Source organism: Hoeflea sp. BAL378 (assembly GCF_000759435.1).
Taxonomy (GTDB): Bacteria; Pseudomonadota; Alphaproteobacteria; order Rhizobiales; family Rhizobiaceae; genus Hoeflea.
In genome coordinates, this window is sequence record NZ_JRJG01000105.1 from 55,538 (window position 1) to 71,936 (window position 16,399).

Genomic DNA, 16,399 nt, shown 5'->3' on the forward strand with positions numbered 1-16,399 from the left:
TTTTAGCAATGGCGCGGAGACCGGGAGGGAGGACTTTTCGGCTGGCCGCGCCTGCAGACTGACCTGCATGACACATCCCGGGAGGATCAAATGAAGTCGATTTCCACACTCAAGACCGCGCTCTTCGCAGCCGCCGCCCTCGGCGCCATGGCCGCAGCAGCCCCCGCCCAGGCGGCAAGCCACAGCGTCGGCGCCTGCCTGATCACCAAGACCGACACCAATCCCTTCTTCGTCAAGATGAAGGAAGGCGCCGAGGCCAAGGCCGCCGAACTGGGCGTCACCCTGAAATCCTATGCCGGCAAGATCGACGGCGACCATGAAAGCCAGGTCGCGGCCATCGAGACCTGCATCGCCGACGGCGCCAAGGGCATTCTCATCACCGCCTCCGACACCTCGTCGATCGTCTCCGCCGTCAAGCAGGCGCGCGACGCAGGCATCCTGGTCATCGCGCTCGACACGCCGTTGAGCCCGATCGACGCCGCCGACGCCACGTTTGCCACCGACAATTTCCTCGCCGGCGAACTGATCGGCAAATGGGCCGCAGCCACCCTCGGCGACGAAGCCGCCAACGCCAAGATCGCCATGCTCGATCTCGGCGTGAGCCAGCCCAGCGTCGATGTGCTGCGCGACCAGGGCTTCCTCACCGGCTTCGGCATCGACGTCAAGGATCCGGGCAAATGGGGCGACGAGGAAGATCCGCGCATCGTCGGCAACGACGTGACCGCCGGCAACGAGGAGGGCGGCCGCAAGGCGATGGAGAACCTGCTCGCCAAGGATCCGATGATCAACGTCGTCTACACCATCAACGAACCCGCCGCCGCCGGCGCCTACGAGGCGCTGAAGGCGATCGGCCGCGAGGGCGACGTGCTGATCGTCTCCGTCGACGGCGGCTGCCCCGGCGTGGCCAATGTCAAGGACGGCGTCATCGGCGCCACCTCGCAGCAATATCCGCTGCTGATGGCGTCCAAGGGCATCGAGGCGATTGCCGCCTGGGCCAAGGACGGCACCAAGCCGCAGCCCACCGAAGGCAAGGATTTCTTCGACACCGGCGTCGCGCTCGTCACCGACAAGCCCGCCGAAGGCGTCGAATCGATCTCGGTCGCCGAGGGCATGGACCGCTGCTGGGGTTGATTGCCCACCATTTCACGTAAACAGTGATGGGGCGGCTCAAGAAGCCGCCTCATTGCGAGAGGCACGCCGTGCGGGGAGCATGGCTGCCTATCCATGCCGCGCGACGTTGGGGAGGAACCATGTCCGACACACAGGAATATGAGAAGGCCGCGGCATCGAGCCCGACCGCTGTCGCCGCCTTCGCCACGCGACACCAGAGCCCCGGCAAGCGCCTGCAGCATGCGCTGCACCAGACGCCCTGGATGGTGCCGGCCATCGTCCTCATCGGCTCGATCCTGGTCTTCGGCCTGCTGCTGGGCCAGAAATTCTTCTCGCCCTTCGCGCTCACGCTGATCCTGCAGCAGGTGCAGATCGTCGGCATCCTCGGCGCCGCCCAGTCTCTGGTGATCCTGACGGCGGGTATCGACCTGTCGGTGGGCGCCATCATGGTTCTGTCCTCGGTGGTCATGGGCCTGTTCTCGTTCCGCTACGGCCTGCCGACCGAGCTGGCGGTGGCCGCGGGCATCGCCTGCGGCACCTTCTGCGGCTTCATCAACGGCTTTCTCGTCGCGGTGATGAAGCTGCCGCCCTTCATCGTCACGCTCGGCATGTGGCAGATCGTGCTCGCCGCCAACTTCCTCTATTCCGCCAACGAGACCATCCGCGCCCAGGACATCGCCGAGCAGGCGCCGCTGCTGCAGTTCTTCGGCGAGAAATTCGCCGTCGGCGGCGCGGTCTTCACCTATGGCGCGATCTTCATGGTGGGGCTGGTGCTGTTCCTCGCCTATGTGCTCAAGCAAACCGCCTGGGGCAGGCATGTCTATGCGGTCGGCGACGATCCGGAGGCGGCGGAGCTCTCGGGCGTCCAGGTCAAGCGCACGCTGATTTCGGTCTACATGCTCTCGGGCCTGATCTGCGCCTTCGCCGGCTGGGCGCTGATCGGCCGTATCGGCTCGGTCTCGCCCACGTCCGGGCAGCTCGGCAACATCGAATCCATCACCGCCGTGGTGATCGGCGGCATCTCGCTGTTCGGCGGCCGCGGCTCGATCATGGGCATGCTGTTCGGCGCGCTGATCGTCGGCGTCTTCTCGCTCGGCCTGAGGCTGCTCGGCGCCGACGCGCAATGGACCTACCTGCTCATCGGCGTGCTCATCATCGCCGCGGTGACCGTGGATCAATGGATCAGAAAGGTGTCAGTCTGATGGAACCCATTCTCAAGGGACGCAACCTGGTCAAGCGCTACGGCCGCGTGGTGGCGCTCGACGATTGCGATTTCGACCTTCACCACGGCGAGATCCTGGCCGTGATCGGCGACAATGGCGCGGGCAAGTCGACGCTGATCAAGGCGATCTCCGGCGCGGTGACGCCGGACGAGGGCAAGATCTGGCTCGAGGGCAGGGAGGTCCGCTTCCATTCACCGCTCGACGGCCGCCATGCCGGCATCGAGACCGTCTACCAGACGCTCGCCATGTCGCCGGCGCTGTCGATCACCGACAACATGTTCATGGGCCGCGAATTGCGCAAGCCAGGCTTCCTGGGCAAGGTCATGCGCCAGCTCGACCACAAGGCGATGGACGCCTTCGCCCGCGAGAAGCTCAGCGAGCTCGGGCTGATGACCATCCAGAACATCAACCAGGCGGTGGAGACGCTGTCCGGCGGCCAGCGCCAGGGCGTTGCCGTGGCGCGCGCCGCAGCCTTCGGCTCCAAGGTGATCATTCTTGACGAGCCGACCGCTGCGCTGGGTGTCAAGGAGAGCCGCCGCGTGCTAGAACTCATCCTCGACGTGCGGTCGCGCGGGATTCCGATCATCCTGATCTCGCACAACATGCCGCATGTCTTCGAAGTCGCCGACCGGATCCACATTCACCGCCTGGGCAAGCGCCTCTGCGTCATCAATCCGAAGGATTACACCATGTCCGACGCTGTCGCCTTCATGACCGGGGCCAAGGATCCGCCGCAAGACGCATTGGCCGCCTGACGCCGATGATGCAGTTGCAAGGCAACGCCGCCCGGGTGGCGGACGTGGCGATCGCCCGGGCCGGCGACAGCCGGCGCTTCATGATCGCGCTTGCCGGCCCGCCCGGCGCCGGCAAGTCGACGCTGTCCGACGCCCTCGTCGCCGAATTCGTCGCCCGCGGCCATGGGGCAGCGGTCGTCCCGATGGACGGCTTTCATCTCGACAATGCGGTGCTTGAAGCGCGTGGCACGCTCGCCCGCAAGGGCGCTCCCTTCACCTTCGACGCCGACGGCTACGCGGCGCTGCTCTGGCGGCTGCTGATCGAGCCCCAGCGCGACATCGCCATTCCGGTGTTCGACCGCGGACTGGACCTCTCCCGCGCCGGCGGCCGGATGATCACGCCCGGCCACAGGTTCCTGATCGCGGAAGGCAACTACCTGCTGCTGCCGGAACCGCCCTGGGCGCAGATGGCCGACCTGTTCGACCTCACGGTCATGCTTTCGGCCCCGCTCGAGGAACTGCGCGAAAGACTGGTCGGCCGCTGGCTGTCCCACGGCCTGGACCCCGACGCGGCGCTGGCCCGGGCGCTCTCCAACGACATCCCCAACGCCGAACTGGTGGTGAAGAGCTCGGTCACCGCCGATCTGGAAATCACCAGCGGCGCGTGAGCCCGATGGCAGCTCCGCGGCCTGAACCGGTTGGCAGGAGCTTCCCGTTGGCTCGAAGCGAAATCTCCGCCGTTTGCGCGTCCGGAAACGAAAAACCCCGGCGCTTGCGCGCCGGGGTTTCAGTCAGTCAGCTTGACCGAAGACTATTCGATTTCGGCGTACTTGCCGTCGGACCAGCGGTAGAACACGTAGCCCGGAAGCGACACGTCACCCTTGTCGTCGAAGCTCAGATCGCCGAGCACGGTCTTGAAGTCGCCGTCGTTCAGAGCCTTGCGGACAGCGTCATACTCGGTCGAACCGGCGGCTGCGGCGGCCTGTGCATAGGCCTGGATGGCCGCATAGGTGTAGAGCACGTAGCCTTCGGTGGTCTTGCCGGCGTCCTGCAGCGCCTTGACGACGGCGGCAGCGGTTTCCTGCTTGGTCGGATCCGGCGAGAAGGTCATCAGCGTGCCTTCGCCGGCGTCGCCGGTGATGGCCCAGTATTCGTCGGTGACGAGAGCGTCGCCCGAAACCAGAACAGTGGACATGCCCTGTTCCTTCATCTGGCGGGCCATCAGGCCGGCTTCGGTGTGGTAGCCGCCGACGTAGAGCACGTCGATGCCTTCCTGCTTCATCTTCGAGACGAGAGCAGAGTAGTCCTTTTCACCGGCGGTGTAGGCTTCGTACATGGCCGGCTTGCCGCCGCCTGCTTCATACGAGCCCATGGTGGCGTCGGCGAGACCCTTGCCGTAGGCGGTCTTGTCGTGAACGAAGGCGACCTTCTTGTCGGCAAAGTTCTTCAACAGATAGGCAGCAGCGGTTTCGCCCTGCTGGTCGTCACGGCCGCAGACGCGGTAGATGCCGCCGTCGGCGCCGCCCGGACGTTCATCGGTGAAGGCCGGGTTGGTCGAAGCAGGCGAGATCTGGATGATGCCTTCATCGGAATAGACAGCCGAAGCCGGGATCGAGGAGCCCGAGCAGAAATGGCCTGCCACGAACACCACGCCGGAGCCGGCGAACTGGTTGGCGACAGCCACGGCCTGCTTCGGATCGCAGGCGTCATCGCCGATTTCGAGCTTGAGCATTTCCCCATTGACGCCGCCGGCGGCGTTAATGTCGGCGACAGCCTGTTCGGCGCCGGTCTTCATCTGTTCCCCGAAGGATGCGTATTGGCCGGTCATCGGACCAGCGGTCGCAATAACGATTTCGGCCTGTGCCGAAGACATTGCGAAGCCAAGGGCGGCTCCGGCCAGTAGAATCTTCTTCATGTTAACTCCCAGTAGCGCCTGTTCGTTTCCTTTCACCGGTGCCGCAGGCGCAGACAGTGTTCGGCGCCGGTGTGGGGGGCGTCATGCCCCGTATGGGTCCATCTAAGCCGATCTGTTCAAAGAAATACAGAGCTTTTTAGAGGATGGTCGAAACCGCATCGCGATGCGGTTAATTGCCTTTTTGCCGCCAGCCGAACGGGCCGGAGCGGACGAAGGCGAAGCTGTATTGCTGGGCGATCTGCGCGGCACGGGTGTAGCGCATGCCCAGAAACGCGAAGATCAGGATCACCACGAAATCGACCACGAAATAGTAGGGCGACAGCAGCGTGCCGCCAAACAGCGCAAAATGGATGAAGCGCACCGCAAACCCCAGCAGCACCATGTACCAGGCAAGCTGGAACGACGTGCGCCAGGTCTGCGCCACCGCCCGGCCGGTCATCCAGGCGGTGCCGCCGCCGAGAAACATCGTCACGAAGATGAATTCGGCGATCGAGACTTCCCACAAGAGGCCCTGTTCCATGTCCTAGCTCCTTGTCGCGGCGCCGCCGGTCATCTGACCGGCGCGGCGTGCCGCATCCTTCCAAATCGATGCATGCCGCCCAGCCGATCAGGCCGGGGCAGGGCCCGCATCAGTGAGCGCCGCCCTCGAGATAGGCCGCGCGGACTTCGTCGCGCTTGAGCAGCTCGGCGCCGGTGCCCGACATGGTGATGTTGCCGTTCACCATCACATAGCCGCGGTGCGCGAGCTTGAGCGCGTGGAACGCGTTCTGCTCGACGAGGAACACGGTGAGCCCCTCGTTCGAGTTGAGTTCCTTGATGATCTCGAAGATCTGCTTGACGATCAGCGGCGCCAGCCCCAGCGACGGCTCGTCGAGCAGCAGCAGCTTCGGCCGGCTCATCAGCGCCCGGGCGATCGCCAGCATCTGCTGCTCGCCGCCCGACAGCGTGCCGCCGCGTTGGCCCTGGCGTTCCTTGAGCCGCGGGAACAGGTCGTAGACGCGCTTGAGATCGTCCTCGAAATGATCGTCGGAGACGAGCTGCGCGCCCATCTGCAGGTTCTCGAGCACCGTCATCCGGCCGAAGATCCGGCGCCCTTCGGGCGACTGGGCGATGCCCATCCGGATGATCTCGTGGGTCGGCGTCTGGGTGATGTCCTGCCCGTCGAAGACGATCGAGCCGGCGCGCGCCCGCGGGTTGCCGCAGATGGTCATCATCAGCGTCGACTTGCCGGCGCCGTTGGCGCCGATCAGCGTGACGATCTCGCCCTTTTGCACGTCGACGTCGACGCCGCGCAGGGCGACGATCTTGCCGTAATAGGTCTCGACGCCGCGGATCGTCAGAAGGTTCCGGTCACCGCTCATGGCTGGCCTCCTTCACCGTTCTCCGAGGGCTTCTTGGCGTGATGGATGACGGGCATGTCGATGCTTTCCTCGACCGCGGCGACCTCGTCCTCGTCGACGCCGAGATAGGCCGAGATCACCTTCGGGTCGTTCTTGACGTCTTCGGCGCTGCCGTCGGCGATCTTCTGGCCGTAGTCGAGCACGACGACATGGTCCGAGATCTCCATGACCACGCCCATGTCGTGCTCGATCAGCAGGATCGAGGTGTCATGGTCCCTGCGGATATATTGCAGCAGTTCGTTGAGTTCGGTGGATTCGCGCGGGTTGAGGCCGGCGGCGGGTTCGTCCAGGCACAGAAGATGCGGCCTGATGCACATCGCGCGGGCGATCTCGAGCCGCCGCTGCGCGCCGTAGGGCAGATCGGCGGCCGGGTCGTCGGCCCGGTCGATCAGGCCGGTCTTCTCGAGCCAGTAGGCGGCGAAGTCGATCGCCTCGGCGCGCGCCTTGCGGTAGCCCGGCAGGTTGAGGATGCCGCCGATGGTCATCGACGAGGCGATCATCAGCGGGTTGTGCTGCGCCACCAGCAGGTTCTCGAGCGCCGTCATGCCGCCGAACAGGCGGATGTTCTGGAACGTGCGGGCGACCTTGGCGCGCTTGGAGATCTCGAAATCCGGCATGCGCTCGAGCAGGAACACCCGGTTGTCGCCGTCATCGTCGAACTGGCGCCCGGTGCGGGTCAGCGCCTCGATGCGGTCAGCCTGCAGCCCCGCGCCGTGCCGCATGGCGATGCGGCCTTCGGTGGGCTTGTAGAAGCCGGTGACGCAGTTGAACACCGTGGTCTTGCCGGCGCCGTTGGGGCCGATGAGCGCGGTGATATCGCCGCGGCCGACATTGAAGCTCAGGTCGTTGACGGCGACCAGGCCGCCGAAACGCATGGTCAGGTGCTCAACCGACAGCACCACATTGTGATCCCAGTTGTGCGCGGAGGTGGTGGTCATTGCGGTTTCCATCAGTGGCCCTCGCCCTGGGCGACCATGTCCGAGCTGATCTTCTTGCGTTCCTTGTAGACCGCGGAAGGATTCCGGCTCGAAATGATGCCGCGCGGCTTCCAGACCATGATCAGCACCATGGCGAGGCCGAAGATCAGCATGCGGTATTGGGTCGGTTCGAAATCGGGGCCGAAGATTTCCTTGAGGAAGCCCAGGTTACGCAGCACCTCGATGCCGCCGATCATCACCACCGAGGCGATGACGACGCCCACCTGCGAGCCGAGCCCGCCCAGCACCACGATGGCGAGGATGATCGCCGATTCCAGGAAGGTGAAGCTTTCCGGCGAGATGAAACCCTGCCGCGTGGCGAAGAAGGATCCGGCGAAGCCGGCGAACATCGCGCCGATCGAAAACGCCGTGAGCTTGGTGTTGGTGGTGTTGATGCCGAGCGAGCGGCAGGCGATCTCGTCCTCGCGCAGCGCTTCCCAGGCCCGGCCGATCGGCAGCTTCCTGAGCCGGAGCGTGACGAAGTTGGTGATCAGCGCCAGCACCAGGATGATGTAGTAGAGATAGATGAAGCGGTGGATCGAATCGTAGTCGAGGCCGAAGAACTCGGCGAAGCCGCCGGTCCTGGAAAAATCCAGGCCGAAGAAGCTGGGCTTGGGGATGCCGGAGATCCCGTCCGGGCCGCCGGTGAAGTCATACCAATTGAGCAGCACCACCCGGATGATCTCGCCGAAGGCGAGCGTGACGATGGCGAGGTAGTCGCCCCGGAGCCTGAGCACCGGATAGCCCAGGATGATGCCCCACAGGGCGGCCAGCAGGCCCGCCAGAGGCACCGCCGTCCAGAAGCCGATCTCGAAATACTGGGCCAGCAGCGCGAAGGAATAGGCACCCACCGCATAGAAGGCGACGTAGCCGAGATCGAGAAGCCCGGCGAGGCCGACGACGATGTTGAGGCCCCAGCCGAGCATGACATAGGTCATGATCAGGATGGCGAGGTCGATGAACTGGCGGTCGCGGTTGGGAAACAGCGCCATCAGCAGGAACGGCAGGCACAGTGCCAGGATGAGCAGGAAGGGGCCCAGGAAACGGCCGACGAAGCTGGTCAGGCCCGCGGGAGCCGTGACCTTGATGCCGCGCGTGACCGGCCTGGCCGCCTTGAACACGAACAGGTTCAAGGCCAGCCGCACCCCGAAGGTGATGGCGATGGCGATGAACCACAGGCCCCAGCGGGTGGTCAGGTCGAGCCCGCCGGTGCCGATGTCGGTCCTGAGGGCGAGGAAAAAGAACCCGAGCACCGCGACGAGAAGTGCCGCGATCGCTGCGTCCTTGACGGAGTCGGCCATACGGGCCGTAGAGGGAGCCGTGGTCATTAGACTTTCTCGACTTCAGGTTTGCCGAGCAGGCCGGACGGCATGAAGATCAGCACGATCACCAGGATCGAGAAGGCGGCGACGTCCTTGTACTCGACCGAGAAATAGCCCGACCAGAAGACTTCGATGAGGCCGATCAGCAGCCCGCCGAGCATGGCGCCCGGAAGCGAGCCGATGCCGCCCAGCACCGCGGCGGTGAAGGCCTTCACGCCGGCCAGGAAGCCGATGTAGAAATCGATCACGCCATAGAGCAGCAGGAACATGAAGCCGGCGACTGCGGCCAGCGCCGCGCCCATGACGAAGGTCAGCGAGATCGTCCGGTCGACATTGACGCCGAGCAGCGCCGCCATCTTCTGGTCCTGTTCGCAGGCGCGCTGCGAGCGGCCGAGCGAGGTCTTGGAGATGAGCAGCGAGAAGCCGATCATCAGGGCGAGCGTGGTGGCGATGATGATCATCTGCATGTAGGAGAGCTGCACGGCGATGGTGCCGTTCTCGGTCACGCCTTCGATCAGGGTGACGCCGCCCTGGATCTGCGGCGGCAGCGGCTTGACGCGCGCGCCCTGGGTGATCTGGACGAAATTCTGCAGCACGATCGACATGCCGATGGCGGTAATCAGCGGCGCCAGCCGGAACGATCCCCGCAACGGCCTGTAGGCCAGCCGCTCGACCGTCCAGCCCCAGGCGGAGGTGAACAGCATGGACACCAGAAGCGTGATGAACAGGATCAGCGGCAGGGCCGAGATGCCGATGGCGACCAGCGCCAGGAAGGTCGCGAGCGCGATGAACGAACCGACCATGAAAATGTCGCCATGGGCGAAATTGATCATGCCGATGATGCCATAGACCATGGTGTAGCCGATGGCGATGAGCCCATAAATGGACCCCAGTGTGAGCCCATTGATAAGCTGCTGAAGAAAATACTCCATGAGGCCGCTGTCCCTCTCGACTTTTTATGGGGGACGCTTAAATTGCGCCCTCTTTCCCCTACCCGTTTCTATAGCGTGTTTTTCGAGGGCGAAAACAAGAAAATTCTCATGCTTGTCCCGGTTTAGTTTTTCAATCGATTTAAATCACCGTTCCCTAGGTACATCCACGGTTTTCCCGCCGCCTGAGCGGAGAGACCGGATTTTTCACGCTTGCCGCCGGAGGGCCGGCCGCGCCGTCAGCCGATCCTCTTCAGGAATCCGTCAGGCGCCACCGTGATCAGCAGTTTCTTGTCGATGCGGCTGTCGATCTCGAATCCGGGATTGGTCTTGAGGTAGGCGTGCACCGCCGATTTGGGACTGTTGCCGGGCCCCCAGGGGCGGTCGCCGCCGAGCCAGACGGGCGTGTCCTCGATCAGCGTGTCGAAGACGATGCAGTAGCTGCCCGGCGTGACCAGCGGCGCATAGGCCTCGAGCTCGGCCAGCACATGGTCATGGGTGTGATTCGAATCGAGGCACACCAGGATCCGCTGGTAGCCCGACGCAATGGCGCGGACCTTCTCGACCGTCTCAGCTTCGATGCTCGAGCCTTCGATCATGTCGATGCGCGCGAACAGCGGATGCGCCTCGATCGCCGCGCGATTGTGGGCGCGGATGTCGATGTCGATGCCCAGCACCTTGCGTTTCGGCTGGCGTGGATCGAGCACCTCGCCCTTCTCGGTGGCGTCGCACAGGTCGAGCAGCGCCAGCAGCGACGCCGAATAGATCAGCGACCCGCCGTGCGCAATGCCGGTTTCGATGATGAGGTCGGGCCTGACCTTCCAGACCAGCTCCTGCAGCGCCCAGGCGTCGTTGGGAAGCTGGATCGCCGGCCGTCCGAACCAGGAGAAATTATAGGACCATTTGTAGGGCGTGGCTTCGCGGATCCAGACCCGCGACAGCGCCTGCAGGTCGGTGTCGCCCACCAGGCCGTCGATGTTGGTCTCCACTTCGGCGCGGAATGCCTCATGAGGGTCCATGCAAGAAATCCTTCCAGTTCAGCGTCTGCGACGCGATGTTGCTCAAGCCCCCGCGGCCGCAATGGGCCACTAGGTCCAGGCCCGTCACGTAGGGCGTGAAGGCGCCATGCGATTGCGGATAGGGCGTCCGTTGGTAATCCATGTAGGAGACGCTGATGCCTTCGGCCTCGAATATGCCGTGGTCGAGATAGTTGCGCGCGCCGTGCCCGGTGATGTAGTCGGTGCCGCCCACCGCCTTGACGAGCCCCAGCAGCCGCTGGCTGCTTGAACCGCCGACGCCAAGATCGCGCGAATCGACAAACCGGGTCCCGTCTTCAAGCCCGAAGTAGCGGGACAACGCCATCATGCTGGCGCGCGCCAGTTCGCCGATCGTGTCATGCTTGCCGGCGACGACCGTGCGGAACAGATCGAAGGCGTCTTCGGCAAAGGGGGCATGGCGCAGGCTCTCCTCCAGTAGCGAAAGATGCCGCTCCGCCCACTCCTCGACCGGCTTGACGCGCACCTCGTCGATGGTCTGCCCGCGCCGGAAGTCGCTCAGGGGGACGCTCATCCAGGTCGTGCCGCCGGGGATCTTCACCTGCACGCGGCCGAAGAAGCTGTTCCGGGTGAACTGGACGTCGTCATAATGGATGAACACGTCGGCGAGCCGGACCTGCTCGAGCAGGCCCACCCAGGGAAAATACATCGACTGGCTGACGACCACCCGGCGCATGGTCATGCGGATCCGCCCGCGCGCCCGGCGCGGAGGCGGGGCAGAGCGCGGGTCCCGACGGGATGCGAGGCCAGGATACTCTCTGTCAAACCCATGCGATTGGTTCCCCCTGGCGGCCGGTCGCGGCGCGCCGCCCTGCGCGGTCCTCTTGGCAGTCTGTCATCTAGGCGGCCAGGCGGCTTTCCAGAAGCCGCACCGGGAACAGCATGCCGTCGATGATCTTGTAGAATTCGGCAGCCGTGCGCGCGTCGCCGATCCCCATGTCGAAGTTGAGATGTCCCTCGGCATGGCCCATGAAGCGCGGCACATCGGCCCGGTAGCGATAGACGGGCGCGAACAGTTTCTGCGCCTTCTCGCCGCCCCAGGCCTTGATCGCGGCTCCATAGGCGGCCTTCTTCTCTTCGAACCGTGTCCGGTCGCTCTCGGTCTCGCAATTGCCGGCGCAGGCCTTGATGAAGCCCTCTTCCCAGCCGTTGAGTTCGATGCCGTAGCGTTGCTTGAACCATTCGATGGTGTGGGCGACGGAGGCGGTGATGCCGAGGTCGATCGGAATGGGAAAGTCCCTCGCCTCCATCTCGCCGTCATTTTCCTCGCGGAAGGTCCGGAGCCGCTCCTTGCCGAGCTGGTCGTCGCGCAGGCCGGCGCTGTTGGACGCCTTGCACGAGCCGAACACCGAGAGCGGCCGTTCCCAGTAGATGCAGGCGTCCGACATCATCACGGTCTTGCAGATGCTGTCGTAGTCGACATTGGGATGCTCGAAATAGCGGTCGGAGAAAGCGTCCCGGATCCGCTCCATCAGGTCCTTCTTGAGCGCGCCGTGATAGACCCCGAACGGACAGGCCGGCCGGTCCTTGGCGTCTTCCCAGAAGAACATCTTGCGCATCAGGTCCTTCTTTTCCATGTGGATCAGATGGCTGCCCGTCGGGATCTTGGTGATTTCCCGGCCGGTGCGCGCGTCGGGCCAGACGAAGAAGGAGCGGCCCCAGGTAAACGCGTCGACATGCGGCACCCTGAGGCTCGTCACGCGCAGCGCTTCGCACAGTTCCGGATCGAGATAGTCGTCGTCGCCGATGAAGCTCACCCACTCGCCGCGCGCATGGGGCGGCATCCGCTCCCAGTTCGACCTCAGCGACAGCGGCTTGGCCTCGGGCGGCAACAGCCGCAGCCGCGGGTCGCCCGCCTCCGCCACGAAATCCGCGAGCGGCGCGGCGTCATCGGAATTGTCGCCGAGCAGGATTTCGAAATCGTCCCGCGGCGAGGCCAGCATGTGCCGGACGGCGTCCATGGCGTAGGCCTGGCGGTTGCGGGTGGGAATGCAGATGGTGAGCCTGGTCATCGCGCGAAGACCCGGGCGCCGGAGGCGACGATGTCGACGGGGAGGATGGCATTTTCGCCGAACCGGTAGAACTCGGCGGGTGTCTGCGAAGGCGTCGCATCTTCCCGTATGTAGAGCTGGTCCTTGAGGACCCCGGACATCTCATTGACCGACCGGTTGCCCCAGAACGGGGCGGGCTTGAAGAACGCGCGCCATTTGCCGCCCTCCCACGCCTCGAAGCCGCGCTCGAAGTAGGATTTCTTGAGCTCGTACTCTTCCTCGACGGTGGTTACGTTGCATTCGTCCATGGCGGCGCGGGCGAAATTCTCGGGAAATCCGGTGAGGTCGATCCCGTAGGTGCGGCAGAACCACGAGGTCGTCGAGGCGATGACCGCGCAATTGGACACGCCCGCCCCGTTGAGCGGGAACGGAAACACCGGGTCGTTCATGTCGACCGTGCCGGCCGATTCCGCCAGGAAGGCTTTGGCGCGTTCGGTCGTGGTCTCCCGCCGCCGCGCGCCCGCCGAGTTCGACGCCGCGCACGCGCCCAGAACCGAGAAGGGGCGCTGGCAGTGAACCAGCATCCGCGCCTCGAGAATGACCTTGCAGGAGCTTTCGAAGTCGACCGTCGGGTGTTCGAAATAGCGTCCGCCGAATTTCCGCTTGATGCGCTCCATGAGCGACCTGCGGATGGCGCCGTGATAGGCGCCGAAACCGGCGGACGGCCGTCGGTTGCCCTCGCTCCAGCGGTAGAGACGGTCCTGGAGAAGCGATTTCACGGCCACATAGGTGTCGTGAGTGACCGGCACCACCGACAGGGCCGGTTCCGGCCGGTTGTCCGGCCAGTTGAAATGCATCCGGCTCCAGCCGACGGCTTCCACCTCGGGGTAGAGCCGCTCGTAATATTTGAGCATCAGCACCAGCCTGGGGTCGATATAGTCGTCGTCGCCGATGACCGACACCCAGCGCCCCCTGGCCGCGCCCGCCAGCCGCTCCCAATTGCCCACCATCGGCAGCACGGCGGCTTCGGGGCCGATCAGGCGGAAACGCGGATCCTGGAGTTCCCGGGCAAAGAAATCCGCCAGCACCGAGCCGTCGTCGGAATTGTCGCCGACGATGACTTCAAAGTCCGTACCCTTGGTCGCGGCAAGCGCGCGGATCGTTTCGATGCAGTAGCTCTGCCTGTTGCGGGTCGGCAGGCAGATGGAAAGCTGGATCATCTGGTTTCTTTGCGTGAGACCTTTGAATGGACACCCTGTCAGGTCAAGCTTGCCCGATGCTTGCCCCCGATGCCTCCTGCCTGAGCCCGCCGGTGGCGCGTGACCTATGCCGGGATGTCGCGGACGGGGCTGGATTTCATCGCTGAATCCTGATCGAGTGCGGCCGACCAAACAGCCTCTCGCGGAGACCTTCATGAAAATCACCGATGTCCGGACCTTCGTCGTCGGCAACCCGCCGCCGCAGATCGGCGGCCGCTATTTCCTGTTCGTCAAGCTTGTGACGGACGGCGGCGTCGTGGGCTATGGCGAGGCCTATGACGCGGCCTTCGATCCGCATCTGACGGCCAAGCTGATCGAGGACGTGGCTTCGCGCTATCTGGTCGGCCGCGACCCGCACGACATCGAGAATTTCTTCCGGCTCTGCTATTCCTCGGGCTTCTCGCAGCGCCCGGACATGACCATGATGGCCTGCTGCTCGGCGTTGGAGATGGCCTGCTGGGACATCATCGGCAAGGAAGCCGGCCAGCCGGTGCACAAGCTTCTGGGCGGCCGCGTGCACGAGGGGCTCAGGTCCTACACCTATCTCTATCCGGCCACCGGCAGCGTCGACCCGATCGCCACCGACAGCCCGGTCAATGTCTACAACGACCCCGATCTCGCCGCCGCCGCCGCCTTGGAAGCGGTGCGGCAGGGCTTCACCGCGGTCAAGTTCGACCCCGCCGGTCCCTACCGGGTGCAGGGCGGGCACCAGCCGCTCTTGACCGACATCGACCTGTCGGCGCGCATGGTCCGCGCGGTGCGCGAGGCGGTCGGCACCCGCGCCGACATCCTGTTCGGCACCCACGGACAGTTCACCGCGAGCGGCGCCCTCCGCATGGCCCGCGCCATCGAGGCGGCCGATCCCTTGTGGTTCGAGGAGCCGGTGCCGCCCGACCAGATCGGCGCCATGGCCGAGGTGGCGCGCGGAACCTCGATCCCCGTCGCCACCGGCGAGCGGCTGGTGACCAAGCATGAATTCGCCCGCGTGATCGAGGCGCGCGCGGCCAGCATCCTGCAGCCCAATCTCGGTCGCTCCGGCGGGCTTCTCGAAACCAAGAAGATCGCCGGCATGGCCGAGGCCTTCGGCATCCAAGTCGCGCCGCACTGCTATTGCGGACCGCTGGTCGCCGCCGCCAATATCCAGCTCGCCGCCACGCTGCCCAATTTCCTGGTGCTCGAATCGATCAAGACCTGGGACGGCTTCCACGCCGAGGTGCTCAAGAAGAAGATCGAGTGGGACGACGGCTACGTCATCCCCTCGAGCGAGCCAGGCCTGGGCGTCGAGCTCGACGAGGCGGTGTGCGAGGCCAATCCCTGGAGCGGCGAGAAGCTGCATCTCGAGATGACCCGCGAGCCGATCCGCTTCTGATCAGACCGGGACGATCTTCTTGTCCCAGTCCGGATCGTCAAAGCCCTGGATCTCGACGCGGTAGCCGTCGGGCGAATGAAACAGCGACGAGTAGACGCCGAATTCGGCGCTGTGCGCGGGGCCGCTCACATAGGTGACGCCCTTGGCCTCGAGGAAATCGCGCCAACCGTCGACGTCGGGCGTCACGATGGTAAGCGTCACGCCGGCCGTGCCGCGCGGCCGGTCGGGCAGGGTGCAGATCCCGATATAGCTCAAGGGCGTCAGCCGGTAGATGTGGCACGCGCCCTGGTCGACCACGAAGTCGAGCTCCATCACCTCGCGGAAAAACCGCGAGCCGCGCTCGAGGTCGTCGGTGTAGGTGAACACGATGGACTGGCTGATCGGCGGTCTGGTCATGCGGGGGGCTCCTGTCATTTGTCCCGACACTGCCCGCCGGGACCCGGTTCTGGCAAGCCGCGGGGCGGGGCTAGCGCCGGCTTTGCACAGATGCGCGCTTGCGCCGCCTTGACCGCGGCACGGCTGTTCGGGCAAACGAACGCGCAAGAGCAAGGGCCGCCGGCCCCAAACGCGAGGAACCCCTGATGACCCGTCCCGTGCTGATCGCCCCGTCCATCCTCTCCGCCGATTTCTCGCGCCTGGGCGAGGACATCGAGGGCGTGGTTCGCGCCGGCGCCGACTGGATCCATCTTGATGTGATGGACGGTCATTTCGTGCCCAACATCACCTTCGGTCCCGGAATCGTCAAGGCGGTGCGGCCGCGGACCACGGCCGTGTTCGACTGCCACCTGATGATCGAGCCCTGCGATCCCTATCTCGAGGCCTTCGCCGAGGCCGGCTGCGACATCATCACCGTCCACGCCGAGGCCACCACCCATCTCGACCGCTCGCTGCAGGCGATCCGGGCGCTGGGCAAGAAAGCCGGCGTCTCGCTCAATCCGTCGACCCATGAAAGCGTGATCGAATACGTGCTCGACCGGCTCGACCTGATCCTGCTGATGACGGTGAACCCGGGCTTCGGCGGCCAGGCCTTCATTCCTTCGGTGGTCGACAAGGTGGCGCGGGTGAAGAGGATGATCGGCGACCGGCCGATCCACATCGAGATTGACGGCGGCGTC

General features: G+C 64.9%; 17 protein-coding genes. 6 read left to right on the top strand and 11 right to left on the bottom strand.

The annotated features are described in order from the left end of the window. The first annotated feature begins 90 nt into the window (after positions 1-90). The 4 genes from LL06_RS19575 (at position 91) to LL06_RS19590 (ending at position 3,735) form a co-directional block, all read left to right on the top strand. A complete protein-coding gene (locus LL06_RS19575) occupies positions 91-1,131 on the top strand; it encodes a sugar ABC transporter substrate-binding protein (RefSeq protein ID WP_052161739.1) in 1,041 nt (346 codons plus the stop codon). Positions 1,132-1,250: 119 nt separating this feature from the next. Next, the gene (locus tag LL06_RS19580) at positions 1,251-2,312 is read left to right on the top strand and encodes an ABC transporter permease (RefSeq protein WP_035530706.1); all 1,062 of its coding nucleotides are present in this window, start codon (positions 1,251-1,253) and stop codon (positions 2,310-2,312) included. Next, on the top strand, positions 2,312-3,088 hold the full coding sequence (locus tag LL06_RS19585; protein WP_035530708.1) for an ATP-binding cassette domain-containing protein: 777 nt from the start codon (positions 2,312-2,314) through the stop codon (positions 3,086-3,088). Before LL06_RS19580 ends, LL06_RS19585 begins: the two co-directional genes overlap by 1 nt. A 5-nt stretch (positions 3,089-3,093) precedes the next feature. Then, complete coding sequence (locus LL06_RS19590; protein ID WP_244447189.1) at positions 3,094-3,735, top strand: nucleoside triphosphate hydrolase; 642 nt, start codon at positions 3,094-3,096, stop codon at positions 3,733-3,735. Positions 3,736-3,878: 143 nt separating this feature from the next. On the opposite strand, the gene LL06_RS19595 is transcribed toward LL06_RS19590, so the two are convergent. From LL06_RS19595 to LL06_RS19640, 10 genes are all read right to left on the bottom strand, one after another. Beyond that, complete coding sequence (locus LL06_RS19595) at positions 3,879-4,982, bottom strand: branched-chain amino acid ABC transporter substrate-binding protein (RefSeq protein ID WP_035530710.1); 1,104 nt, start codon at positions 4,980-4,982, stop codon at positions 3,879-3,881. 169 nt (positions 4,983-5,151) lie between these two features. Then, the gene (locus LL06_RS19600; RefSeq protein WP_035530712.1) at positions 5,152-5,502 is read right to left on the bottom strand and encodes a DUF6867 family protein; all 351 of its coding nucleotides are present in this window, start codon (positions 5,500-5,502) and stop codon (positions 5,152-5,154) included. A gap of 109 nt (positions 5,503-5,611) precedes the next feature. Further along, complete coding sequence (locus LL06_RS19605) at positions 5,612-6,343, bottom strand: ABC transporter ATP-binding protein (RefSeq protein ID WP_035530714.1); 732 nt, start codon at positions 6,341-6,343, stop codon at positions 5,612-5,614. After that, positions 6,340-7,320 (bottom strand): ABC transporter ATP-binding protein, encoded by a 981-nt coding sequence (locus tag LL06_RS19610; protein WP_052161740.1) that lies wholly within the window; start codon positions 7,318-7,320, stop codon positions 6,340-6,342. Before LL06_RS19610 ends, LL06_RS19605 begins: the two co-directional genes overlap by 4 nt. 11 nt (positions 7,321-7,331) lie before the next feature. Then, positions 7,332-8,687 carry a high-affinity branched-chain amino acid ABC transporter permease LivM gene (gene livM, locus LL06_RS19615; RefSeq protein ID WP_035530716.1) on the bottom strand — a complete coding sequence of 452 codons (1,356 nt, stop codon included), beginning with the start codon at positions 8,685-8,687 and terminating at the stop codon, positions 7,332-7,334. After that, positions 8,687-9,613: a branched-chain amino acid ABC transporter permease gene (locus tag LL06_RS19620; RefSeq protein WP_035530718.1), complete on the bottom strand. Its 927-nt coding sequence runs from the start codon at positions 9,611-9,613 to the stop codon at positions 8,687-8,689. Before LL06_RS19620 ends, livM begins: the two co-directional genes overlap by 1 nt. A gap of 236 nt (positions 9,614-9,849) precedes the next feature. Then, positions 9,850-10,629: a cephalosporin hydroxylase family protein gene (locus LL06_RS19625; RefSeq protein WP_035530720.1), complete on the bottom strand. Its 780-nt coding sequence runs from the start codon at positions 10,627-10,629 to the stop codon at positions 9,850-9,852. Beyond that, positions 10,616-11,347, bottom strand: coding sequence for a WbqC family protein (locus LL06_RS19630; RefSeq protein WP_201772364.1), 732 nt, complete (start codon positions 11,345-11,347; stop codon positions 10,616-10,618). Before LL06_RS19630 ends, LL06_RS19625 begins: the two co-directional genes overlap by 14 nt. A 157-nt stretch (positions 11,348-11,504) precedes the next feature. Next, positions 11,505-12,677 (bottom strand): glycosyltransferase family A protein, encoded by a 1,173-nt coding sequence (locus tag LL06_RS19635; RefSeq protein ID WP_035530722.1) that lies wholly within the window; start codon positions 12,675-12,677, stop codon positions 11,505-11,507. Further along, positions 12,674-13,876, bottom strand: coding sequence for a glycosyltransferase (locus tag LL06_RS19640; protein ID WP_035530725.1), 1,203 nt, complete (start codon positions 13,874-13,876; stop codon positions 12,674-12,676). Before LL06_RS19640 ends, LL06_RS19635 begins: the two co-directional genes overlap by 4 nt. 193 nt (positions 13,877-14,069) lie before the next feature. Here LL06_RS19640 and LL06_RS19645 point away from each other — a divergent pair, with 193 nt between their 5' ends. Then, positions 14,070-15,284: a mandelate racemase/muconate lactonizing enzyme family protein gene (locus tag LL06_RS19645; RefSeq protein ID WP_035530727.1), complete on the top strand. Its 1,215-nt coding sequence runs from the start codon at positions 14,070-14,072 to the stop codon at positions 15,282-15,284. Here the strand turns inward: LL06_RS19645 and LL06_RS19650 are convergent, their stop codons facing one another. Continuing rightward, a complete protein-coding gene (locus LL06_RS19650) occupies positions 15,285-15,680 on the bottom strand; it encodes a VOC family protein (protein WP_052161741.1) in 396 nt (131 codons plus the stop codon). Between the two features lie 185 nt (positions 15,681-15,865). Here LL06_RS19650 and rpe point away from each other — a divergent pair. Continuing rightward, a partial coding sequence (rpe, locus tag LL06_RS19655) for a ribulose-phosphate 3-epimerase (RefSeq protein ID WP_035530730.1) occupies positions 15,866-16,399 on the top strand: 534 nt, incomplete at its 3' end.